The following is a 21741-nucleotide window of genomic DNA, read 5'->3' on the forward strand; positions in this document are numbered from 1 at the left end:
GAACGACGTTTCCGGTCCTGCATCCGTGCTTCGGTCCTGCAGACGGCATCCGACCTAGACCGTCGGCATCAGTCCTGGACGTCCGGCATGCGGCTTCAGCCCCGGACCGGCGGCGCCCCGGCTTCAGATGCCCGGTTTCAGACGGAGACAGTCAGGCGAGGGGCCCCGGGAACGGATGCGGCAGCCACACCGTCACGTTCAACCCGCCACCCTGGCGAGCGGTGAGCACGAGCGACCCCTCGTGCGCCTGAGCGATGCGCTGCACGATCGCGAGGCCCAGGCCGACGCCCCCATGATCGTCGCTGCGGGTGCGGTCGGCACCGCGTTGGAAGGGCTCGGCGAGCGTCGCCACGAGATGGGCAGGCAGCACGTCGCCGGTGTTCTCGACCACGAGCGCGACGGCATGCGGCAGGGTGTGCGTCCGGACGACGACGGTGCCGCCCTCGGCGAGATTGTGCACGATCGCGTTGTGCACGAGGTTGGTGATCAGCTGCTGGAGCAGGGCCGGAGAACCGAGCACGTTCGCGGTGTCGCCGCCGACGTCGATCGTCACGCCGCGGCGTTCGGCGAGCGGAAGCAGCGTCTCGGCGGATTCCTCGGCCAGCAGTGAGAGGTCGATCGGCTCGCGAGTGAATGAGCGGCGCTCGGCGCGACTGAGCATCAGCAGCGCTTCGGTCAACTCGATCGCCCGCGTGTTGACCTCGTGCAGCCGGTCGATCAGCGCGTCGACGTCTCGATCGGGGTCGTTTCGGGCGACTTCGAGCATGGTCTGCGAGATCGCGAGCGGGGTGCGCAGCTCGTGCGAGGCGTTGGCGGCGAACCGCTGCTGCTCGGCGACGTGCGCCTCGAGCTGCTCGAGCATCGAGTCGAAGACGTCGGCCAGGTCGCGGAACTCGTCGCGCGGCCCTTCGAGGGCCACCCGATGCGACAGCGACCCCTGAGCCGCGAGCCGGGCAGCGCGCCCGATGCGGTCGAGGGGAGCCAGCATCCGACCGGCGATGATCCAGCCGCCGCCCAGCCCGATAGCGAGCAGGACGAGCATCATCGCGACGGCCGCAGGGATGAAGGCGCGGATCAGGTCGGAGCGATTCGGCACGAACAGGTCGAGATCGTTGGGAATGTTCACGTCGGGCACGTACCGCAGCAGGTAGAAGGCGACCGCCGCGAGCAGCCCGATGCCCGACACGACGACGACGCCCGCGTAGCTCAGGGTGAGCTTCCATCGCGCGCTCATGCCGCGGCGCCTCGGTGTGCGGACCTGGTCAGCCATCGGCATCCGTCCCGATGCGATAGCCGACGCCCGGCACCGTGAGGATCAGCCAGGGCTCACCCAGTCTCTTGCGCAGCGACGAGACCGTGATGCGCACGGCGTTCGTGAACGGGTCGGCATTCTCATCCCACGCACGCTCGAGCAGCTGCTCGGCGCTGACGACCCCGCCGCCCGCGTCGATCAGCACCTCGAGCACGGCGAACTGCTTGCGCGTGAGCGCGACGTACCTGCCGTCACGGAAGACCTCGCGGCGGAACGGGTCGAGCCGCAGCCCCGCCACCTCGAGCACGGGTGGCCGCACGCGCTGCCGTCGGCGATCGAGGGCACGCAGGCGCAGCACGAGCTCGCGCAGCTCGAACGGCTTGGTCAGGTAGTCGTCGGCGCCGATCTCGAAACCTGTCTCCTTGTCGTCGAGGCGGTCGGCCGCGGTGAGCATGAGGATCGGGATGCCGCTGCCCGACGCCACGATCGAGCGGGCGACGTCATCGCCCGAGGGGCCGGGGATGTCGCGGTCGAGCACGGCGAGGTCGTAGGAGTTGATGCTGAGCAGCTCGAGTGCGGTGTCTCCGTCGCCGGCGATGTCGGCGGCGATCGCCTCGAGCCGCAGTCCGTCGCGCACGGCCTCTGCGAGGTAGGGCTCGTCTTCGACGATCAGCACCCTCACGACACAGCTCCCATGTGCTCAGAGCTTACGCACCCCCACATATCGGGAGCATATGCAAAAGCGCATACGCCGTCGCAACAGACCCCCTTCTTGACTGAGGACATGAACACACGCTCTTCCCTCAGACAGCGACGCCTCGCCGCGATCATCGGTGTCGCCCTGCTCGCCGCGGCCATCACGGGCTCGGCCGTGCTGATCGGCCAGCAGTCTCTGGCGTCGGCATCCGTCGCACCGACCGTCTCTCCTGTCTCTCTCTCCGAGGCCGACGGGGTGATCCGCGACGAGGGCACCGTGTCGGTGTTCGACGAGACTCCCGCCGTGACGAACCTCGACTCCGATCTGCTGGCCGCGGTGCGCGCTGCGGCCACGGCGGCGGAGCAGGACGGCGTGCGCATGCACGTGAACAGCGGATGGAGGTCGGCCGAGTACCAGCAGGTGCTGCGGCAGGATGCGGTCGCCGAATACGGATCCGAGGAAGAGGCCGCGCGCTGGGTCGCGACGCCCGAGAACTCGGAGCACGTGTCGGGGGATGCGATCGACCTCGGTCCGCTCATCGCGCAGGACTGGCTGGCGCAGCACGGTGATGAGTTCGGTCTGTGCCAGATCTATGCGAACGAGCGGTGGCACTTCGAGCTGCGTCCGGCAGCCGTGGCGAACGGCTGCCCCCTGATGTACGACGACCCGACTGCCGACCCGAGGACCCAGCGATGACCACCGCTCTCACGACCCCGCACCTCGCGCTCTCGCGCATGCACGCACCGACCCTGCACACCCTTCGCGACGCGGTCGCGGCGAACGTCGGGCGGATGCGGACGGCCACCGAGTCCCGCATCATGGCGGTGGTGAAGGCCGACGGCTACGGTCTCGGCGCCGTCGCCGTCGCTCTCGCCGCGATCGACGCCGGAGCCGAATGGCTGGGCGTGACCGACGCGGGGGACGCCGCCGAGCTGCGTGATGCGGGCATCGAGGTGCCGATCCTCGCGTGGCTGAATCCGGCGGGGGTCGACGTCACGCAGGTCGTCGCGGATCGCGTCGACATCGCGGTCGGCTCTGTCGACGAGCTGCGCCAGTTGATCACCGATGCGTCGTCGCTGCCTGACGGACGCGTGCGCGTGCATCTGCACATGGACACGGGGATGTCGCGGGGTGAGGTGCCGCTCGAGGACTGGGCCGAGCTGCTGCGGGTGGCACGCTCCGGACGCGGTCGCGTCGAGGTGGTGGGGGTGATGGGGCATCTTCCCGACGCCGACGCCGCTGACCCCGCGATCAACGCGCCGGCGGTGCTGCGGATGAGGCAGGCGAGGGATGCCGTGCTGCGCGCCGGCTTCGGTCCGCTGATCGTGCACCTCGCGGCGACGTCCGGCACGCTGACGGATCCGGCGACGCACTTCGACATGGTGCGCGTCGGCGCCGGCCTCGTCGGCATAGACCCGTCGGAGAGCGTGGCGCTGCAGGGTGCGGCGCGGCTGACGGCATCCGTCGTGCACAGCAGCGTCGTGCCGGCAGGGACCCCGGTCGGCTACGGCGGCGCATATGTGACCGAGCGCGCGACCCGGTTGAGCGTGATCGGCGTCGGTTATGCCGACGGCATCCCGCGGGAGCTCGCCGTGGGGGCAGCGGTCGCGATCGACGGCATCCGATGTCCGATCGTCGGGCGGGTGTCGATGGACCAGATCGTCGTCGACACGGGTGATCTGACCCCGCCCAGAGGCACCACAGCCGTGGTGTTCGGCCCGGAGGGCGGGGCGGTGCCGACCGTGCAGGAGTGGGCCCGGTGGGCGGGGAGCATCCCGCACACGATCGTCACGGGAATCGGTCGCCGGGTCGAGAGGGCGATCGCGTGAGAGTGCTGGTCATCGGAGGAGGGCAGAACGCCGAGCACGAGGTCTCGCTCGCGTCGGCGGCCGCGGTCGCCGACGCGCTGCGTGTCGGCGGATACGACGTCAGCACGGTAACCATCTCACGAGAGGGTGTCTGGGAGGTGGCGGGCGTCTCGGAGGGTGCCACCGCCGCCGAGTCGCTCGTTCTCGCGATGCCGCTCATAGCCGCAGCTGATGTCGTATTCCCTGCGGTGCATGGAGCGCTGGGTGAAGACGGATCGCTCGCTTCTCTGTGCGCTCTCGCGGGCGTGCGGGTGGTCGGGTCAGGGCCGCGCGCCGGGGCGATCGGCATGGACAAGTGGGCGACGAAGCTCGTCGCCGACGCGGCGGGGCTGCGCACCGCGAGCGGCCGACTGATCGATGCAGCCGACTGCGGAGACTCCGAGTTCGATGGCCCGGTGGTCGTGAAGCCCGTGTCGGCCGGGTCGAGCTACGGGGTCTCGCTCGTGCGTGAGGAGGCCGAGCTCGGTGCGGCGCTGCGGGAGGCGGCGCGCTTCGATCGACGCATCCTCGTCGAGGAGGTCGTGCACGGGAGGGAGGTCGACGTCGCCGTGATCAAGGAGTCCGGAGGGGTGCGCTGGGCGGCGCCGTCGCTCGAGATCCACGCGGCCGGGCTGTTCGACACCGCCATGAAGTACGACGGCAGTGCGCGGTTCACGGTGCCGGCGCAGCTCTCGGGGGCTGAGGCGATCTCGCTCACGCGCGCCGCGCTGACCATGTTCGACGCCCTCGGGTGCGCCGGGGTCGCCCGCATGGACTTCTTCCTCACCGCCGAGGGGCCGGTGCTGAACGAGGTCAACACGATGCCGGGGTTGACTGCGGCATCCCAGGTGCCGCGGATGTTCGCGGCGGCCGACGTGTCGTACGTCGAGCTGGTGTCGCGCCTCGTCCGCGCCGCCGAGGTGCCGGGGCGGTGACCGCGCGCGTCGGCTGGCCCGATGTCGCGAAGGGCGTGTGCATCATCCTCGTGGTGCTCTGGCACGTCGTCACCAAGCACGCGATCGCGGTCTCAGGTGCCGGGCCCGTCACCGATGCCTGGGCGACGCTCAACGCGCAGCTGCTGCCGCTGCGGATGCCGCTGTTCTTCCTGATCTCGGGGATGTTCGCAGCGCGCGCCGTGAACGCGCCCGCGGGCACCCCCTGGCGACGTCGCGCCGGCCGCCTCGCGGCGGTCTATGTCATCTGGGTCGTGATCCAGACGTTCGTGCTCGCCCTCACTCCGGACTTCGACACGGCCAGGGCGGAGAACGGATGGCAGCTGCTCGCGCAGCTCACGATCAGCCCGACCAACCTCTGGTATCTGCTCGCCCTGGCCGTGTACCTGCTCGTCGCGCGCCTCGTGAGGCACGTACCGACCGCCGTGGTGCTGCCGGTCGCGTTCGTGATCGCTGCGGTCGCGGCGGCGGGGGTGATCCCCGACCTGGGCAACCTGTGGCAGCTCGTGCAGAACCTGTTCTTCTTCCTCGCGGGGCTGCGGCTGCGGAGCGTGATCGAGCGATTCGCCGCGGGTGCGACGCCGCTGCGGATGCTCATGCTCGGAGGGGCATATGTCGCGGCCGTCGGTGCGGTCGGAGTGCTCGGCATGCGTCGATGGCCGGGAGTATCGCCGCTTCTCGCGGTCGTCGCGGTGGCATTCGGGGTCATGGCGTGCGTGACGATCGACCGACATGCGAGCGTCATCGCGCGGCCGCTGCGGTGGGTGGGACAGCGCACGCTGCCGATCTACGTGATCCACATGATTCCGCTCGCCTTGATCGACGGTGCGCTGCGCGGATCCGGATGGGTCGTGACGCCGGCGGTCGAGGCCGTCTGGCCGATCGTCCTCACCGCGGTGGTGATCACCGTCTGCCTCGCGGTGCATGCCGGCCTCGTGCGAGTGGGGCTCGGGGTGCTCTTCGATCCGCTGCGACCGATCGACCGGATGACTCAGGCACGGATTGCTGACTGAGCCCCGGACTGCTGACGGAGGAGGCGTGTGCGGTCAGGCCGCCGGGGAAGGATCAGGCGTCCGACCGCGCTCAGAGCCGGTCGACGCCCGTCACGGTGAGCACCGCAGCGCCCTCCTCGTCGGAGGCGGCGAGGTCGACGGTCGCGGAGATGCCCCAGTCGTGATCGCCCGCCGGATCGTCGAGGATCTGGCGGACGGTCCACTCGGTCGTGCCCTCGGTGATGAGCAGCAGCTGTGCGCTGCGCGCGTTCGCTCCGGTGAGGATCTCGTCGTGGTCGGCGAAGTAGCCGTCGAGTGCGTCCGACCAGGCGTCCGCACCGAACGACGGGTCGAGGTCCGCGAGAGCGGAGACGTCTTCACGTGCCGCGAGCTGCACCCGTCGGAACAGCTCGTTGCGCACGAGGGTGCGGAAAGCGCGGGTGTTCGACGTCAGGCGCTTCGGAGCGGGCGGCACGATCGGCTCGTCATCCGGGCCGTGCAGCACGCCGTTGACGAGCTCTTCCCATTCGTCGAGCAGGCTCGAGTCGACCTGACGGACGAGCTCGCCGAGCCACTCGATCAGGTCGCGGAGGTCCTCGTCTTTACCCTCTTCGGGAATCGTCTGGGATGCTGCCCGGTAGGCGTCGGACAGATAGCGCAGCACCACGCCCTCGGAGCGGGCGATCTTGTAGTACGCGACGTATTCCCCGAACGACATGGCCCGCTCGTACATGTCGCGCACGACCGACTTCGGGTGCAGTTCGAAGTCGCGGATCCACGGCTGCGCGGCGCCGAACGTCTCGAACGCGGCCGTGAGCAGCTCATCGAGGGGCTTCGGGTAGGTGATCTCCTCGAGCAGCTCCATGCGCTCGTCGTATTCGATGCCCTCGCGCTTCATGGCGGCGACGGCCTCTCCGCGGGCAAGGAACTCCTGCTGCCCGAGGATCGCCCGAGGGTCGTCGAGCGTCGATTCGACGATCGAGATCATGTCGAGGGCGTAGGAGCCGGTTCCCGTGCCCGCAGCCGGATCGCGGTCGAGCAGGTCGAAGGCCGCGAGGGCGAACGGCGACAGCGGCTGGTTCAGCGCGAAGTTCGGCTGCAGGTCGACGGTGAGGCGGATCTCGCCGTCGTCCGTCTGCTCGACGACGCCCGATTCGAGCAGCGTCCGGTAGATGCCGATGGCGCGCAGTGCGAGCTCGCGCTGCCTCTTGCGAGGCTCGTGGTTGTCGTAGACCAGCGCACGCATGTTGCCGAACACGTCGCCGCCGCGGCCGATCACGTTGAGCATCATCGCGCTCGTGATCTGCATGTGCGAGGTCAGTGTCTCGGGCTCCGCGTCGATCAGCTTGCGGAACGACGGCTCGCCCCAGGACACGAAGCCGTCGGGTGCCTTCTTGCGGATGATCTTGCGCTTCTTCTTCGGGTCGTCGCCGGCCTTCTTGATCGCGGCGATGTTGTCGCTCTCGTGCTCGGGAGCCTGGGCGACCACGGTGCCGGCGGTGTCGAAGCCCGCGCGTCCCGCTCGCCCCGCGATCTGGTGGAACTCGCGCGCGCTGAGCTGCCGCATCCGGGTGCCGTCGAACTTCGTCAGAGCCGTGAGCAGCACCGTGCGGATGGGCACGTTGATGCCGACGCCGAGGGTGTCCGTGCCGCAGATCACGCGCAGCAGTCCGCGCTGGGCGAGCTGCTCGACGAGGCGCCGGTACTTCGGCAGCATCCCGGCATGGTGAACGCCGATGCCCGCACGCAGGAACCGCGAGAGGGTCTTGCCGAAGGCGGTGGTGAACCGGAATCCGCCGATCAGCGCGGCGATCTCATCGCGCTGCTCACGCGTGGCGACCTTTGTGCTCGACAGCGCCTGTGCCCGCTCCATCGCTGCCGCCTGCGAGAAGTGCACGACGTAGATCGGGGCCTGCCCGGTGCCGAGCAGGTCGTCGATCGTCTCGTGGATCGGCGTCGTCTCATAGAAGTAGTGCAGCGGCACGGGACGCTCGACGCCCGTGACGGATGCCGTGTCGCGGCCCGTCCTGCGGGTGAGGTCGCTCGACAGCTGCGAGACATCGCCGAGCGTCGCGGACATCAGGATGAACTGCGCCTGTGGCAGCTCGAGCAGCGGCACCTGCCACGCCCACCCTCGATCGGGGTCGGCGTAGAAGTGGAACTCGTCCATGACGACCTGGTGCACCGCGGCATCCGTGCCCTGTCGCAGTGCGAGGTTCGCGAGGATCTCCGCCGTGCAGCAGATGATCGGCGCATCGGGGTTGACCGAGGAGTCGCCGGTGATCATGCCGACGTTCGCGGCGCCGAACACGTCGACGAGGGAGAAGAACTTCTCGCTGACGAGCGCCTTGATCGGCGCCGTGTAGAACGAGCGACGCCCCTCGACGAGTGCCGCGAAGTGCGCCCCGATCGCGACGAGCGACTTGCCGGTGCCGGTGGGCGTCGACAGGATCAGGTTGTTGCCCGAGACGATCTCGATGACAGCCTCGTCCTGCGCGGGGTAGAGACTGATGCCGGTCGACTCCGCCCACTCGACGAACGCCGTGTAGACGGCATCCGCATCGGATCCGTCGGTCAGCGTCGTGTGGTCGAGGATCGCAGGCATGGTCTGTCGATCATCCCACCTCCGGCACGGGCGAACCTCGTGCAGTACTCAGCAGGGAATCGTCCGATGCGGCCGAGATCACCGGATTCGAGCGGTCAGCACGATCTCATGCTGAATTGTGAACGCCTCAGACCGAGGTCGCGGCGCGCAGCGCGATGCGGATCATGTCGCCGAACGTCTGCTCGCGCTCCTGAGCGGTGGTCTGCTCGCCCGTGACGATGTGATCGGACACCGTGCAGATGGCCAGGGCGCGGCGCCCGTGGAACGCCGCGAGGGTGTACAGCCCTGCGGCCTCCATCTCGACGCCGAGCGCGCCGTGCTGCACGAACGGCTCGGTGAGCTCGGGGCGCGTGCTGTAGAACTGGTCGCTCGAGAACAGCAGGCCCACGTGCACGGCGGCGTCGAGCGGCTCGGCCTCGCTCGCCTCGACCGCGGCGCGCAGCAGCCCGAAGTCCGCGACGGGTGCGTAGTCGAGTCCATGGAAGCGCACGCGGTTGATGCCCGAATCGGTGCAGGCGCCGTTCGCGATGATGATGTCGCGCACCTTGAGCTTCTCGGTCAGCGCCCCGCATGAGCCGACGCGCACGATCGTCTGCACGCCGTACTCCTCGAACAGCTCGCTCGCATAGATCGCCATCGACGGCTGCCCCATGCCCGACCCCTGCACCGAGACGCGGTGGCCGTTCCAGGTGCCGGTGTAGCCCAGCATCCCGCGGGTCTCGGAATACAGCTCGGCGCCGTCGAGGAAGTTCTCGGCGATCCACTTCGCCCGCAGCGGGTCGCCGGGGAACAGGACGATGGGGGCGATCTGACCGGGCTGTGCGGCGATGTGCGTGCTCATGGCCTCAGCGTACGAGGGGATCCGATGAGGATGCTCAGCCCTCGCGCCTGCGCACGATCTCGCCGATCCAGATCGGGGCGAACGGCGAGGTGCAGCCGGGGGCGGTGGGGTAATCGGCGAGCACCTGCAGGCGTTCACCGATCTCCAGCGCCCTGGCCCGCAGCTCCGGGTGGAAGATGCCGATGTTCGCGAGCGTCTCGTTCATCGCCCACTGCAGGCGCTTCGGGGCATCCACCAGGTCGCGCTCGATCAGGTCGAGAAGGTGCTCCAGGTCGAGGCCGTCGGCATCCTTCGCCACGCGCACGGTCGTGAGCGACCAGGCGGCGGCGGCGACCGTCGGGTCTGCGTCGTCGAACCAGCGCAGTCGCAGCTCTTCAGCGAGCGGAGTCTTCTTGGCGACGTAGTTCACGAACCAGTCGTTGACCTTGGGGGCCTGGGTCTGGCGCAGCATCGCGTCGAGCTCATCCGCGGTGAACTCGCGCGGCTTGCAGATGAGCAGCGCGAGCAGACGGGCGGACGTCTCGCCGGTCGCCCACAGGTCCTTCGCGAGGGCCTGGTCGGTCTTGATGCGCTTGGCCACCCCGCGCAGCCGGCTGAGGTTCATGCCGTGGTCGTCGCCGCGCTTCTCGTTGGCGGCGCGCATCTTCGGATCCTCGAGGGCTGCCAGTTCGGCGAGGGCTTCGGGCACGGTCATGTCGGGCATGTGACCAGGGTAGGCCTCGGGTGCTTGTCAAGGCCCGCGCTTCAGGGGCTGATGGCCCGTAACCTCGCGTGCACGCAGACCGAACGCCGACGAGAGGAACGCGCATGAACCGCGACAGCAATGACATCGAGTCCGAGCGCAACGACATCAGCACAGAGCCGTCGCCCGGTGCGGAGGAGAACGACAACCTCGGCACCGAAGACAACAAGGGAGAGCCGGCGACTGCCGTCCCCTCGGGCCCTGCCTCCGACGACGACGGCGACGTGCTCGCCGACGACCCCGACCAGGACTGACCCCACCGCCGCCCCCTCGTGAGTGGGCAGCGCTCACTCCTCCTCGACGAGCTCCCCGCGGATGCGCCGGAGGTCTTCCATCAGCGACCCGATCAGGATCCAGTGGGTCGACGACGGCGGCCGGATGACGAGCGGCGCCGTGAGCGCGGGGATGGCCGAAGTCAGGGTCTCGGGTTCGGGTGACACGTCGGCGATCTGCACGGCCAGCCGCACGTCATGCCCCGCACGCCGCAGCTGCTCGGCGATCGCCGTGACGGCCGGCTCCTGGCCGATCGAGTCGTCGTAGTGGTCGAAGTACGCACGGGTCATCCCGATGGTCTGCGTCACGATCGGTGACAGTCGCTCGAGCAGCGCCCGCATCTCGCGGAGCTCCTCGCGGTGCGTCGAGCGACGCGGATTCAGGGTGAGAGACTCCTCGCCGGCCGCGATGGAGGCCTCAGCGGCATCCTTCATCGGGCGCAGCAGCCGGGCCTCGAGCATGAGCTCCTGCAGCTTCGCGGGCGTCTGCGGTTCGGGCAGCGCGTCGGCCAGACGGTCGAGGCTCGCGGCGAGCTCGCTGCCGAGCAGTCCGAGGTCGCGGCGGGCGGGGGCGACCAGCACCGGCGGCACGATCAGCGCGTTCACGACGATGCCGATGACCACGCCGATCAGGGTCTCGAAGATGCGCGCGATCGCATAGTCGGGGGTCGAACCGAGGGCGAGCACGAGCATCGCCGAGATCGCGACCTGGTTGCCGGTGCCCGGCGTCGCCTTGAACGCCCACGCGACCAGCATCGCCACGACGATGGCGAGCAGCACGATCCAGCTCGGCGAACCCAGCAGCAGGCCGAGAGCCACCGCGATCACGACGCCGACGATCACGCCGATGCTGCGCTCGAGCGCCTTCGACAGCGACTGGTTGACGCTCGGCTGCACGACGAGGAGCGCTGCGATCGCGGCGAACACGGGCAACTGCCCCGGAACCACCCAGCCGGCCAGCAGCCACGCGGCGATCGTCGCCGCGGCGGACTTCACCACCTGCAGCAGGGGCGAGCGCTTCGAGGCGCGGATCGCGGCGTGGATGCGCATGCACTCCACGCTACTCGCGCGCATGCTCGGTCGTGGCGCCCTCGATGTCAACCCCGTCGCGGATCCCCGTCGCATGCAGCTGAATGGGATCACACGAACGACGAACAGTGAGGAGCATCACATGGCGCAGATCATCGAGACCATCGACGTACACGTTCCGGTCGACATCGCTTACAACCAGTGGACGCAGTTCGAGAGCTTCCCCCACTTCCTCGACGAGGTCGAGTCGATCGTCCAGATCGATGACACGCACAACCGCTGGACCGTGAAGGTCGGCGGTGCGACGCGTGAATTCGACGCCGAGATCACCGAGCAGCACCCCGACGAGCGCGTCGCCTGGAAGAGCGTCGGTGGCGACACCGAGCACGCGGGCGTGGTGACCTTCCACAAGCTCGAGGACCTCACGACTCGCGTGACGGTGCAGATCGACTGGGAGCCCGAGGGCCTTCTCGAGAAGGTCGGCTCGCTCGTCGGCGCCGGCTCGCACGCCGTGAAGAAGGACCTGAAGAACTTCAAGGAGTTCATCGAGAAGCGCGGCGCCGAGACCGGTGCCTGGCGCGGCGACGTCGACGCCTGATCGACCCCTGATCCGAGGTCCGGGCGGTGGTGCCCCCATCACCGCCCGGGCCTCTTTCGCTGCCTGCTCGCAGTCTGCCTGCCTGCGGCCTAGGGCGCGCTCGACGCAGAAGATAGGGCATCCTCCCGATGTCGACGGGGCACCTCAGAGCGGAGTCTGAGGACATCCCAACTGAGGAGATGTCATGTACGAGCACCCCTACTTCGCCGAGAAGATCAGCGAGTACGAGAACGAGCGTCTGGAGCAGGCGGCTGAACGCCGTCGTTTCCTCGCCGAGCACGCCGACCAGATCGTCCCGCGGACGCCCGGTCCGGTGGGACGGTTCGGACAGCGGATGCTGCGCACAGTCACCCGGCGACAGCCGAATGGGCCGGATGCCGCCGCGCATCCTGCCGCGGACGTTGCACCGGATGCCGCCGCGGCCGCCACGCGCACCGTCATGACGGTCGCTCCGCGAGCCTCGCGGGTCGCTGCGCCCGCTGAAATGGCGCCTGCTGCACCATCCGCCGGTCTGGCCGCCGTCTGCTGCGAGCCCGCGGCGGTTCGGTGAGTTCGGCATCCCTGGCACCGACCGCGCCACCCCGCCCGGATGTCGGAGGAGAGTGGGACGATGAGTCCATGTCACTCTCCGCCGCGAGCGCTGCGATGGTCGGCCGAGAGGCCGAGATCGCAGTCGTGCGCGGCCTCTTCGACCGAGTCGTCGAGGGGGTCCCGCTCGCGGCGCTCATCGAGGGCGAGGCGGGCATAGGCAAGTCCCGGCTGCTGCGCGAGTTCGGCGCCGAGGTGGTCAACCGAGCCGATGTGCATGTCGGGTGGTGCCTCGATCTCGGGGCCTCGCGCACGCCCTTCGGGCCGATCACCGGCATTCTTCGCTCGATCGTCACGCGCATGGGCGCAGATCGGGTGCGCGAAGAGCTCGGTGTCGGCGTCGAGGCTCTGGGGATGCTGCTGCCCGAACTCAATCCCACCGAGCGCTCGCAGACCAGCCCCGACAGGCTGCGCGATGCGATCGCGGCACTCATCGAGGCCGCGGCCGAGCACGCGCCGCAGGTGCTCGTCGTCGAAGACCTGCACTGGGCGGACGAATCGACCCTCGCGCTCCTCTCCTTCCTGCTGCGCACGCTGACCCACGGGCGCATCCTTCTTCTCCTCACCTGCCGCTCCGACGACGTCCGCCGCGGAGACGCGGTCAGCCGGTTCATCGGTGAGTCCACTCGCGCGCGCCTGCTCGAGCGGGTCACCGTCGAACGGCTCGAGGCCTCGGCGGTTCGCCAGCTCGCCGAATCGATCACCGGGCAGCCCCTCAGCGATGCGGCTCTCGAGCGCATCCAAGACCGCGCCGAAGGAGTTCCCTTCTTCGTCGAAGAGCTCGCCGGATGCTCCTCGGGTCCGCTTCCGGGCAGCCTGCGTGATCTGCTGCTGGCCCGTTTCGACCGACTCGGCGATGACGCGAGGAGGGTGGTGCAGGTGGTCTCGGGGGCGGAGCGTCCGCTGACCCATCCGCTGGTCACGCGGCTCGCGGGTCTGGCCGAGGCGCGCCTCGATGAGGCGATCCGTGAGGCGACGCTCAGCGGCATCCTCGTCGTGGCCGACGACGACTATCGATTCCGGCACGCGCTGCTGCGCGAGGCCGTGCACGACGATCTGCTTCCGGGTGAGAGGGCGCGGCTGCACCGAGCGTATGCCGAGGCGCTGGAGGAGAACTGCGAAGGCTCCGACACCGCCGGCTCGGCCGCGCTCGCCTATCACTGGCAGCTCGCGCAAGACGACCACCGAGCGCTCGCCGCGGCCGTCGCCGCGATGTTCGATGCCAAGTCGCGGTTCGCCTTCGCGAGCGCGGCACGCTTCGGAGAGCTCGCCCTCGATCTGTGGATCCAGGTGCCAGACGCCGAGAGCGTCGTGGGTCTCGGTCGCCTCGAGGTGCTTCGCACTCTGGGTTCGGTGCTCCGCAACGCCGGTGACGGCGAGCGAGCGCTTGCTGTCGTCAATCTCGCGCTCGACGAGGTAGACCCCGACACCGTCGACCCGCGGATGCACGCGAGGCTGCTGCGAGACAAGGCCTACTACATGATGAACCTCGGCCGATCGGGGCCGATCCAGCTGCTGCAGCAGTCGCTGGAGATCCTCGAGAGGCAGGTCGACGATGATCGACTGCGCGCATCGGTGCTCAATCAGCTCGCGAGTCGCTACATGATCGCCGGGCGACTCGATGACGCGATCGCGCTGGCGACCGAGGCCGGTGAGCGCGCCGAGCGGGTCGGGGCCGACGATGAGGCGTCGATCGCCGCGAACGTGCGCGGCGGGGCTCGAGCACAGCTCGGTGATCTCGAGGCCGGGCACCGGGAGTATGCGGCCGCTCTCGATCTGGCGCGCAGTGCGAACCCCGAGATGCGATATCGCGTCAACTACTCCGACCTGCTCGGGCTGCTCGGGCGCTATAGAGATGCCGTCTCCGTGGCCGAAGACGGCTTGGCCAGAGCGCGTGCGTTCGGCGTCGAACGCACGACCGGTGCGTTGATGACGCAGAACATGGCCGTGCCGTTGCTCGAGATGGGGGAGATCGAGCGGGTCGAGGGGATGCTGTCCCGCGAACTCGCGCAGAGGACGCTGCGCATCTCTCACATGTACTCCTCGATGACCCGCGTGCGCGTGCTCTCGTGGCGAGGGCGACACGACGAGGCGGCCGAGATCCTGCGCGAGTGGCATCCCGCCTTCGAGGAGACCGGTCGTGTCGAGCGGCAGATCTGGTACGACGAGGTGATGATGCGCGTCGCCGTCGCCGAGGGGGGAGGAGACCACGCAGGTGCGCTCGACGAGATCCGTGCGATGCTCGCCGATGACGGTCCGGTCTTCCTGCACCAGAGGCGGCTTCTTCTCGAGGCGGGCTGGTTGATCGCCGAGCTCCGGGCGGCGGGTGTCGACGTCAGCGAGGCGAGCGACGAAGTCCGAGCGGCGTGGCTCGCCCAGCCGGGTCAGCTGCTCGGCGACACGTGGTGGTCGATTCTCGAGTCGCTGCTGTCGCCGTCGACACAGAGCCTGCGAGAAGCCGTCGAACTCGCCGACGGCGATGACGTGCCCGTGACCTTCCGCCTCATCACCCGGCTCGAGCTCGCCCGGTTGCTGGTCGATGCCGGCGATCGCTCCGAGGCGACGGCGGTGCTCGCCCATGCGATGAACGAGGGCGAACGCCTCGGGCACGTTCCCCTGACCCGGACGATCGGTGCGTTCGCGGCTGCGGCGGGCCTCGCGGCGGCACCGGCGAGTGCGCAGAGCGCGGAAGAGTCCGACCCGCTCACGGCCCGCGAACGGCAGGTTCTCGACCTGATCGCCGAGGGGCTGAGCAATCGTCAGATCGGCGAGCGGCTCTTCATCAGCGTCAAGACGGTGAGCGTTCACGTGTCGGCCGTGCTGCGAAAACTCGGCGTCAGCACGCGCACCGAGGCGGCGGTCCTTCAAAAGAATCCGAACTTCGGGGTTTCACGTCAGGATGCCGTGGTACGTTGAGCTTGCGCGTATGTCGGACGTTCCGTCACGGCGCAGGCCGCGCAAGCGGCCGTTTGAAAAAGAAAGTAGAAAACACATGGCCACTGGCACTGTGAAATGGTTCAACGCTGAAAAGGGCTTCGGCTTCATCGCTCCCGATGACGGCACGGACGACCTTTTCGCCCACTACTCGGCAATCACCGGCTCCGGTTTCAAGGAGCTCCGTGAGAACCAGAAGGTCGAATTCGACGCTGAGCGTGGCCCCAAGGGCATGCAGGCTGCGAACATCCGCGCTCTCTGAGCGCGAGCAGACTTCCTGAAGCCGGTCGGATCCTCACGGATCCGGCCGGCTTTCTCTATGCCCGAGCGCTTTTCCGAGACGGACGTGATGCGGTGCGGGGTCAATAACGCATCTGAGCGGGCGTGCGAGGTCAATAAAGCATCCGAATCGGGCGTGGGGGATGCGTTTTTGACCCCGCACGCGCGGACTCGCTGCTGACCGCTGCGGGGTCGAGCCTGCATCCGGACATGCGTTTTCGACCAGGCACGCGCGGGATGGACGCCGCCCGGCGCCCGGACCCGAGATGAGGCTTGCCTAACTTTCTGTTAGATTAGGCCAGGCTTACCAAAGCCTGGCGCCCCTCCGCGCCGCACCCCCTCATCCCAACCCGAAGGGAATGCCTGTGCGCACCTCTCGTCTTCTCGCCGCCGGCGTCGCCGCGGCCCTCGCCCTCGGCCTCACGGCCTGCGCGACGCCGTCGAACGACTCGACCTCCGACTCCGCCGGCGGAAACCCCGCCGATGACAGTGCCTTCCCCGTCACGATCGAGCACGTCTATGGCGAGACCACGATCGAGAAGAAGCCCGAGCGCGTCGCGACCGTCGCCTGGGCCAACCACGAGGTTCCCCTCGCGCTCGGCATCGTTCCCGTCGGCATGAGCAAGGCCTCGTGGGGCGACGACGACGACAACGGCATCCTGCCCTGGGTCGAGGAGAAGCTCGACGAGCTCGGCGGCGAAGAGCCCGTGCTCTTCGACGAGTCCGACGGCATCGACTACGAGGCCGTCGCCGACACCGAGCCCGATGTGATCCTCGCTTCGTACTCCGGCCTCACGCAGGAGGAGTACGACACTCTCTCGAAGATCGCTCCGGTCGTCGCGTACCCCGAGGTCGCCTGGGGCACGCCGGTCGACGAGATGATCGAGATGAACTCGAAGGCTCTCGGACTCGAAGCAGAGGGCGATGCCCTCATCGAGGATCTGCACGCCGACGCCGAGGCCGCTCTCGAGGAGAACAGCGCTCTCAAGGACAGGAAGGTCCTCTTCGCCTACATCGACCCGAGCGACCTGAGCCAGGTCGGCTACTACACCGCGATCGACACGCGCCCCGGATACCTGCACGACGACCTGGGCCTTCCTCTGCCGTCCGTCGTCGAGGAGAACGCCGACAGCGACCAGTTCTACCTGACCGTGAGCTCCGAAGAGGCCGACAAGTTCGCTGACGTCGACGTCTTCGTGACCTACGGCGACGAGTCGCTCATCGCGACGCTGCAGGCAGACCCGCTGCTGTCGAAGATCCCGGCCATCGCCGAGGGCCGCATCGCGATCCTCCCGGATGCCACTCCGATCGCCGCGTCGGCGAACCCCTCGCCGCTGTCGATCCCGTGGGGGCTCTCCGACTACCTCGGCCTGCTGGCGGCACCGCTCGCCGCGAAGTGACCTTCAGCGTCACCCTCGCGCACTGAATTCCCGTGACCGCTGTCACCCTTCCCATGCCGGGCACCGCAGACCTGCGGCGCCCGGCATGGGCGCGCTCGCTCTGGCTGCTCGTCGGTCTCGGAGTGCTGCTCGTGCTCTGCATCCTGTCGATCTGCTTCGGCGTGCGCTCCGTGAGCATCGACGACATCTTCGCCGCGCTCAGCGGGCAGGATGACACCCTCGCCCAGGCCGCGATCATCAAGCGCTTCCCGCGCACCGTGCTCGCGCTCCTCGTGGGTGCCGCCCTCGCCCTCTCCGGCGCGACGATGCAGGCGGTCACCCGCAACCCGATCGCCGATCCCGGCATCCTCGGTGTCTCGAACGGCGCCTCGCTCGCCGTCGTCATCGGTCTCGCGTTCATCGGCCTCACCGACGCATACAGCCAGATGGCGCTCGCGATCATCGGCGCCGCACTCGCCGCAGCCTTCGTCTACACGGTCGGCTCGCTCGGCCGCGGCGGCGCCACTCCTCTCAAGCTCGCCCTCGCGGGTGCAGCCACGTCGGCCGCCTTCGCCTCGCTCATCAGCGCCATCATGCTGCCGCGCGTCGACCTCCTGCAGGCATTCCAGTCGTGGCAGATCGGGGGCGTCGGCGGCGCCGAATGGCCGCGCATCGCGATCACGGCGCCCGTGCTCGCGCTGGGAGCGCTGATCTGCTTCGTGAGCGCCCGCGGCATGAACTCCCTCGCCCTCGGCGACGACATGGCCAAGGGTCTCGGCGAGCACGTCTTCCGCACGCGCCTCATGTCGGCGCTCGGCGCCGTGATCCTCGCCGGCGCCGCCACCGCCATCGCGGGTCCGATCGGCTTCGTCGGACTCGTCGTTCCGCACGTCTGCCGGATGCTGATCGGCACCGACCACCGCTGGCTTCTGCCGTTCTCGGCCATGGCCGGCGCAGCGCTGCTTCTCGCGAGCGACATCGTCGGCCGCGTGATCGCGCCCTCGTCGGAGGAGATCCAGGTCGGCATCATCACCGCGATCATCGGAGCCCCGTTCTTCATCTGGATCGTCCGCCGTCAGAAGGTGCGTGAACTGTGAGCGCCATCGACCGGGCTGCGGCCCAGACTCCTGCGGCATCCGAACGAAGGGGCGGGTCCGTCGCCGCGATCGTCGCCGGCCGTCGCTCACGACACCGCCGCCACGCGGTCGCGACCATCGTTCTCGGCGCGATGCTCGTGGTGCTGTTCGCCGTCGCCCTGATGATCGGCAACACGTTCTATCCGCTCGACGAGGTGATCCGCGTCATCATGGGCGAGACGGTTCCGGGGGCGTCGTTCACAGTGGGTGAGCTGCGTCTGCCCCGCGCGGTGCTCGCGATCCTCGCCGGGTTCGCGTTCGGCATCGCGGGCGTCTCGTTCCAGACGCTGCTCCGCAACCCGCTCGCGTCTCCCGACATCATCGGCATCTCGAACGGCGCCGGCGCCGCTGCGGTGTTCGGCATCGTGGTGCTGTCGTTGAACGGCCCGGTGGTCTCGCTCCTGGCTCTCGTCGGCGCGATCGTGACCGCGGGAATCATCTACCTGCTGTCGATCAAGAACGGCTTCGCGGGCACGCGACTGATCCTGATCGGCATCGGCGTCGCGGCGATGCTGCAGAGCGTCATCTCCTACATGCTGTCGCGCGCAGCGAGCTGGGACATCCAGACCGCGATGCAGTGGCTCACCGGAAGCCTGAACAATGCCTCGTGGGAGCGCGTGATGCCGCTCGCGATAGCCGCGGCGGTGCTGATGCCGCTGCTGCTCTCGCAGGGGCGCGCACTCGGAGCCATGCAGCTCGGCGATGATTCGGCGTCCGGTCTCGGCGTGCGGGTCAACACCACCCGCCTGCTGTTCATCCTGGGCGCCGTCGCCCTGCTCGCCTTCGCGACCGCGGCCTGCGGCCCCATCGCGTTCGTCGCGTTCATGGCGGGTCCCATCGCCGCCCGCATCACCGGCCCGGGAGCGAACCTGCTGCTTCCGAGCGCGTTCGTCGGTGCCGTGCTGGTGCTCGGCGGCGATCTGCTCGGCCAGTTCGCGTTCGGGGATCGCTACCCGGTCGGCGTGATCACCGGCGTGCTCGGCGCTCCGTATCTCATCTTCCTGCTCATCCGCACCAACCGCTCGGGAGGCTCACTGTGACCGAGGCGCACACTCTGACGGCCGAGTCCGTCACGCTCGCCTACGGCGACCGCACGATCATCGACGGCCTCGACCTAGCGATCGCCCCCGGCAAGATCACGACGATCGTCGGAGCCAACGGATGCGGCAAGTCGACGCTGCTGCGCTCGCTCGCGCGTCTGCTCTCGCCGACCGCCGGCCAGATCGTGCTCGACGGCAAGTCGGTGCACGCGCGCCCCACCAAGGAGGTCGCGCGCATCCTCGGTCTGCTGCCGCAGTCGCCCGTCGCGCCGGAGGGCATCGCCGTCGCCGACCTCGTGGGTCGTGGCCGGCATCCGCACCAGAAGATGCTCGCCCGCTGGAGTGCCCACGACTACGAGATCGTGGCGGACGCCCTCGAGGCGACCGGAACCACCGACCTCGCCGACCGCAGCGTCGACGAGCTCTCGGGTGGCCAGCGTCAGCGCGTGTGGATCGCGATGGCGCTCGCGCAGGAGACCGACATCCTGCTGCTGGACGAGCCGACCACGTTCCTCGACGTCGCGCACCAGGTCGAGGTGCTCGACCTGCTCACCGACCTGAGCGTCTCGCGCGGCACCACGATCGTCATGGTGCTGCACGACCTCAACCTCGCCGCGCGGTATTCAGACGAGCTCGTCGCGATGAAGGAGGGCAGGGTGCACGCCACCGGCGCTCCACAGGATGTCGTGACCGCCCAGCTCGTCGAAGAGGTCTTCGACCTCGCGAACCAGATCACCATCGACCCGGTCTCGGGAAAGCCGATGGTCACCCCGATCGGAAGGCATCATGTCCGCTGAGACGACGACCGAACGCCCCACCTACGTGCTGGCCCGCGCCGAGGTGCGCGCGGTCGAACGGGTGTCGCCGAACTTCGTGCGCGTCACCTTCGGCGGTGACGACCTCTTCGAGTTCGGCACGCCCGGCGACACCTTCGACTCTCGGATCAAGATCGTGTTCCCGCCGGCATCCGGCATCCTTCCCGAGCTCGATCGGGACACCGACGACTGGTGGGGGTCGTTCCTCGCCGTGCCCGAGGACGAGCGCGGATCCATGCGCACCTACTCAGTGCGCGAGCTTCGCGTGACGGATGCCGGCACCGAGCTCGACGTCGATTTCGTGCTGCATCTGGCGCCTGGACTGACGGGCCCCGCGTCGAGGTGGGCCGATGCGGCCGCCGCCGGCCAGGAGCTGTTCATCGTCGGACCGCGTCGCGGGGTCGCCGCAGCGGCTCACGGCGGTGCCGAGTACGAGCCGGGCACTGCTGCGTCGGTCGTTCTCGCCGGTGACGAGACCGCGGCTCCCGCGATCGCCCGCATCCTCGAAGACGCCCCGAGCGACCTCCGAGGCTGCGCGTTCATCGAGGTGCCGTCTCCCGCCGACATCCTGCGCATCGACGCTCCCGCCGGCGTCGAGGTGCACTGGCTGCCCCGAGATGCGGGCGAGCCCCACGGTGTGCGTCTCATCCCCGCTGTGCTCGAGTACCTCGGCGATGCGGACGCCGCCGACGAGATCGACGTGAAGGACATCGAGTCCGAGGACCTGCTCTGGGAAACCCCCGACTACTCGGGCCTCGGCGAGGAGATCGCGGCGACGGATGCTCCCGCCGAGCGCTACTTCTGGATCGCCGGCGAGAGCGGCGTCGTCACCACATTGCGCCGTCACCTGGTCAAGGACCTCGGCATCGACCGCTCCCAGGTCGCCTTCATGGGCTACTGGCGCCGAGGCGTCGCGATGCGGGGCTGAGCCGCCTGCTTTCGCGCGGTCGGCCGCCGCAACGGTTCGCATCGCCCCTTGAGTCCTGGAGTTCCGCCACGGCAGAGGTCAGACTGGGCGGATGGAGTACGCCGGAGTAGTGCCGATGGACGCCCCTGACCCGAGCGCCGATTTCGAAGCTCGCGTGCGCGGGCTGTCCTACCCGGTGTTCCAGCTGCGGCCGCAGCCATCACTCACGCGCATACCGGGTGCCTCGTTCATGGAGATGGGCGCGTCGGCGGCAGCGGGCGCGCCGATAGGACTGGCGGAGTCGTCGGTGTCGCTCACCTACACGCTGTGGAGGAATCCCGACGACCATTCCGACCCGCGCAACGAGATCGAGCTGGACCCCGGCATCCGACGATCGATCGAGGAGGAACCGCCGTGGGGCCGCCCAGCGTGGCTGATCGAGCGGGCTCAGCTGCTCAAGTACCCGATGCTCTGGGAGGCGGTGCGCACCAGCTGGCAGGCGTCGCCCGATCCCGAGCGGCACGCGCTCTCGGAGCAGTTGGTCGACCACACCAATCACATACTGCGGAACAGATTCCGTGAGGAGCTCGGACTCCCCGACCTGCCGAGCGAGGGTGACGACGGCGGCTGGGAGGCGAAGACATCGGCGGCCAGGGATGCCGTCGTCGCGGTGGATGGCCGGAATCGACCGGGTGTGCAGATCGACACCGATCCCTTCGTCTACGCGGTGGGCTTCCGCGTCGATGAGAACGTGGTCTGCACTGTCGTCGTGCCGCGCGACAGCCTGCCGATGATCGACCTCGCCATCACGACCTTCGAGTGAGCCGACGGGTGT

The 21741-nt window shown here is 68.8% G+C and carries 21 protein-coding genes; 15 read left to right on the plus strand and 6 right to left on the minus strand.

Annotated elements, in window-relative coordinates:
* Positions 1 to 151: 151 nt before the first annotated feature.
* Both AC04ME_RS02980 and AC04ME_RS02985 read right to left on the minus strand, forming a co-directional pair.
* Entirely contained in the window at positions 152 to 1234 is a 1083-nt protein-coding gene (locus tag AC04ME_RS02980; protein ID WP_475433511.1) for a sensor histidine kinase, read from the minus strand.
* 28 nt (positions 1235 to 1262) lie between these two features.
* Positions 1263 to 1934, minus strand: a complete 672-nt coding sequence (locus AC04ME_RS02985; RefSeq protein ID WP_042538211.1) for a response regulator transcription factor — start codon at positions 1932 to 1934, stop codon at positions 1263 to 1265.
* A gap of 102 nt (positions 1935 to 2036) precedes the next feature.
* Here AC04ME_RS02985 and AC04ME_RS02990 point away from each other — a divergent pair, with 102 nt between their 5' ends.
* Genes AC04ME_RS02990 through AC04ME_RS03005 form a run of 4 tightly spaced genes read left to right on the plus strand, consistent with a single transcriptional unit; the run spans position 2037 to position 5762 of the window.
* Positions 2037 to 2645: a M15 family metallopeptidase gene (locus AC04ME_RS02990; protein WP_475433514.1), complete on the plus strand. Its 609-nt coding sequence runs from the start codon at positions 2037 to 2039 to the stop codon at positions 2643 to 2645.
* A complete protein-coding gene (gene alr, locus AC04ME_RS02995; RefSeq protein WP_475433516.1) occupies positions 2642 to 3778 on the plus strand; it encodes an alanine racemase in 1137 nt (378 codons plus the stop codon). Before AC04ME_RS02990 ends, alr begins: the two co-directional genes overlap by 4 nt.
* Positions 3775 to 4731 carry a D-alanine--D-alanine ligase family protein gene (locus tag AC04ME_RS03000; RefSeq protein ID WP_079112085.1) on the plus strand — a complete coding sequence of 319 codons (957 nt, stop codon included), beginning with the start codon at positions 3775 to 3777 and terminating at the stop codon, positions 4729 to 4731. The genes alr and AC04ME_RS03000 overlap by 4 nt, the downstream gene beginning before the upstream one ends.
* Positions 4728 to 5762, plus strand: a complete 1035-nt coding sequence (locus AC04ME_RS03005; RefSeq protein ID WP_475433518.1) for an acyltransferase family protein — start codon at positions 4728 to 4730, stop codon at positions 5760 to 5762. The genes AC04ME_RS03000 and AC04ME_RS03005 overlap by 4 nt, the downstream gene beginning before the upstream one ends.
* Before the next feature lie 70 nt (positions 5763 to 5832).
* Here the strand turns inward: AC04ME_RS03005 and AC04ME_RS03010 are convergent, their stop codons facing one another.
* The 3 genes from AC04ME_RS03010 to AC04ME_RS03020 form a co-directional block, all read right to left on the minus strand.
* A complete protein-coding gene (locus AC04ME_RS03010) occupies positions 5833 to 8346 on the minus strand; it encodes a DEAD/DEAH box helicase (protein WP_475433520.1) in 2514 nt (837 codons plus the stop codon).
* A 127-nt stretch (positions 8347 to 8473) separates the two neighbouring features.
* Positions 8474 to 9187, minus strand: coding sequence for a purine-nucleoside phosphorylase (deoD, locus tag AC04ME_RS03015; protein WP_079112088.1), 714 nt, complete (start codon positions 9185 to 9187; stop codon positions 8474 to 8476).
* A 34-nt stretch (positions 9188 to 9221) separates the two neighbouring features.
* Positions 9222 to 9890, minus strand: a complete 669-nt coding sequence (locus tag AC04ME_RS03020) for a DNA alkylation repair protein (RefSeq protein ID WP_475433522.1) — start codon at positions 9888 to 9890, stop codon at positions 9222 to 9224.
* Between the two features lie 104 nt (positions 9891 to 9994).
* Here AC04ME_RS03020 and AC04ME_RS03025 point away from each other — a divergent pair, with 104 nt between their 5' ends.
* Positions 9995 to 10183 (plus strand): hypothetical protein, encoded by a 189-nt coding sequence (locus AC04ME_RS03025; protein WP_042538199.1) that lies wholly within the window; start codon positions 9995 to 9997, stop codon positions 10181 to 10183.
* Positions 10184 to 10216: 33 nt separating this feature from the next.
* Here AC04ME_RS03025 and AC04ME_RS03030 read toward each other — a convergent pair whose 3' ends face one another.
* On the minus strand, positions 10217 to 11251 hold the full coding sequence (locus AC04ME_RS03030; protein WP_042538197.1) for an FUSC family protein: 1035 nt from the start codon (positions 11249 to 11251) through the stop codon (positions 10217 to 10219).
* A gap of 121 nt (positions 11252 to 11372) precedes the next feature.
* On the opposite strand from AC04ME_RS03030, the gene AC04ME_RS03035 reads away from it, so the two are divergent.
* The 10 genes from AC04ME_RS03035 to AC04ME_RS03080 all read left to right on the plus strand — a co-directional run bounded on the left by AC04ME_RS03035 (position 11373) and on the right by AC04ME_RS03080 (position 21729).
* Complete coding sequence (locus tag AC04ME_RS03035; RefSeq protein ID WP_042538348.1) at positions 11373 to 11828, plus strand: SRPBCC family protein; 456 nt, start codon at positions 11373 to 11375, stop codon at positions 11826 to 11828.
* 184 nt (positions 11829 to 12012) lie between these two features.
* Positions 12013 to 12378 carry a hypothetical protein gene (locus AC04ME_RS03040; protein ID WP_475433525.1) on the plus strand — a complete coding sequence of 122 codons (366 nt, stop codon included), beginning with the start codon at positions 12013 to 12015 and terminating at the stop codon, positions 12376 to 12378.
* A 68-nt stretch (positions 12379 to 12446) separates the two neighbouring features.
* Positions 12447 to 15332, plus strand: coding sequence for a helix-turn-helix transcriptional regulator (locus AC04ME_RS03045; protein WP_475433527.1), 2886 nt, complete (start codon positions 12447 to 12449; stop codon positions 15330 to 15332).
* A gap of 76 nt (positions 15333 to 15408) precedes the next feature.
* A complete protein-coding gene (locus AC04ME_RS03050; RefSeq protein WP_042538190.1) occupies positions 15409 to 15612 on the plus strand; it encodes a cold-shock protein in 204 nt (67 codons plus the stop codon).
* A gap of 382 nt (positions 15613 to 15994) precedes the next feature.
* Entirely contained in the window at positions 15995 to 17029 is a 1035-nt protein-coding gene (locus tag AC04ME_RS03055; RefSeq protein WP_475433529.1) for an iron-siderophore ABC transporter substrate-binding protein, read from the plus strand.
* 53 nt (positions 17030 to 17082) lie between these two features.
* Positions 17083 to 18105 carry a FecCD family ABC transporter permease gene (locus AC04ME_RS03060; protein WP_042538343.1) on the plus strand — a complete coding sequence of 341 codons (1023 nt, stop codon included), beginning with the start codon at positions 17083 to 17085 and terminating at the stop codon, positions 18103 to 18105.
* A gap of 5 nt (positions 18106 to 18110) precedes the next feature.
* Entirely contained in the window at positions 18111 to 19184 is a 1074-nt protein-coding gene (locus AC04ME_RS03065) for a FecCD family ABC transporter permease (RefSeq protein WP_475433990.1), read from the plus strand.
* A complete protein-coding gene (locus AC04ME_RS03070; protein ID WP_042538187.1) occupies positions 19181 to 19981 on the plus strand; it encodes an ABC transporter ATP-binding protein in 801 nt (266 codons plus the stop codon). The genes AC04ME_RS03065 and AC04ME_RS03070 overlap by 4 nt, the downstream gene beginning before the upstream one ends.
* Positions 19971 to 20927, plus strand: coding sequence for a siderophore-interacting protein (locus AC04ME_RS03075; protein ID WP_475433531.1), 957 nt, complete (start codon positions 19971 to 19973; stop codon positions 20925 to 20927). The genes AC04ME_RS03070 and AC04ME_RS03075 overlap by 11 nt, the downstream gene beginning before the upstream one ends.
* Before the next feature lie 91 nt (positions 20928 to 21018).
* Positions 21019 to 21729 carry a hypothetical protein gene (locus AC04ME_RS03080; RefSeq protein ID WP_475433533.1) on the plus strand — a complete coding sequence of 237 codons (711 nt, stop codon included), beginning with the start codon at positions 21019 to 21021 and terminating at the stop codon, positions 21727 to 21729.
* Positions 21730 to 21741 lie beyond the last annotated feature (12 nt).

Source organism: Microbacterium sp. LjRoot205 (assembly GCF_056175745.1).

Coding starts and splice junctions, on each gene's coding strand:
- AC04ME_RS03020 (WP_475433522.1), bottom strand. CDS start 9,890: ATGCCCGACATGACCGTGCCCGAAGCCCTCGCCGAACTGGCAGCCCTC.
- AC04ME_RS02980 (WP_475433511.1), bottom strand. CDS start 1,234: ATGAGCGCGCGATGGAAGCTCACCCTGAGCTACGCGGGCGTCGTCGTC.
- AC04ME_RS03060 (WP_042538343.1), top strand. CDS start 17,083: ATGCCGGGCACCGCAGACCTGCGGCGCCCGGCATGGGCGCGCTCGCTC.
- AC04ME_RS03025 (WP_042538199.1), top strand. CDS start 9,995: ATGAACCGCGACAGCAATGACATCGAGTCCGAGCGCAACGACATCAGC.
- alr (WP_475433516.1), top strand. CDS start 2,642: ATGACCACCGCTCTCACGACCCCGCACCTCGCGCTCTCGCGCATGCAC.
- AC04ME_RS03080 (WP_475433533.1), top strand. CDS start 21,019: ATGGAGTACGCCGGAGTAGTGCCGATGGACGCCCCTGACCCGAGCGCC.
- AC04ME_RS03030 (WP_042538197.1), bottom strand. CDS start 11,251: ATGCGCATCCACGCCGCGATCCGCGCCTCGAAGCGCTCGCCCCTGCTG.
- AC04ME_RS03045 (WP_475433527.1), top strand. CDS start 12,447: ATGTCACTCTCCGCCGCGAGCGCTGCGATGGTCGGCCGAGAGGCCGAG.
- AC04ME_RS02990 (WP_475433514.1), top strand. CDS start 2,037: ATGAACACACGCTCTTCCCTCAGACAGCGACGCCTCGCCGCGATCATC.
- deoD (WP_079112088.1), bottom strand. CDS start 9,187: ATGAGCACGCACATCGCCGCACAGCCCGGTCAGATCGCCCCCATCGTC.
- AC04ME_RS03040 (WP_475433525.1), top strand. CDS start 12,013: ATGTACGAGCACCCCTACTTCGCCGAGAAGATCAGCGAGTACGAGAAC.
- AC04ME_RS03010 (WP_475433520.1), bottom strand. CDS start 8,346: ATGCCTGCGATCCTCGACCACACGACGCTGACCGACGGATCCGATGCG.
- AC04ME_RS03075 (WP_475433531.1), top strand. CDS start 19,971: ATGTCCGCTGAGACGACGACCGAACGCCCCACCTACGTGCTGGCCCGC.
- AC04ME_RS03050 (WP_042538190.1), top strand. CDS start 15,409: ATGGCCACTGGCACTGTGAAATGGTTCAACGCTGAAAAGGGCTTCGGC.
- AC04ME_RS03035 (WP_042538348.1), top strand. CDS start 11,373: ATGGCGCAGATCATCGAGACCATCGACGTACACGTTCCGGTCGACATC.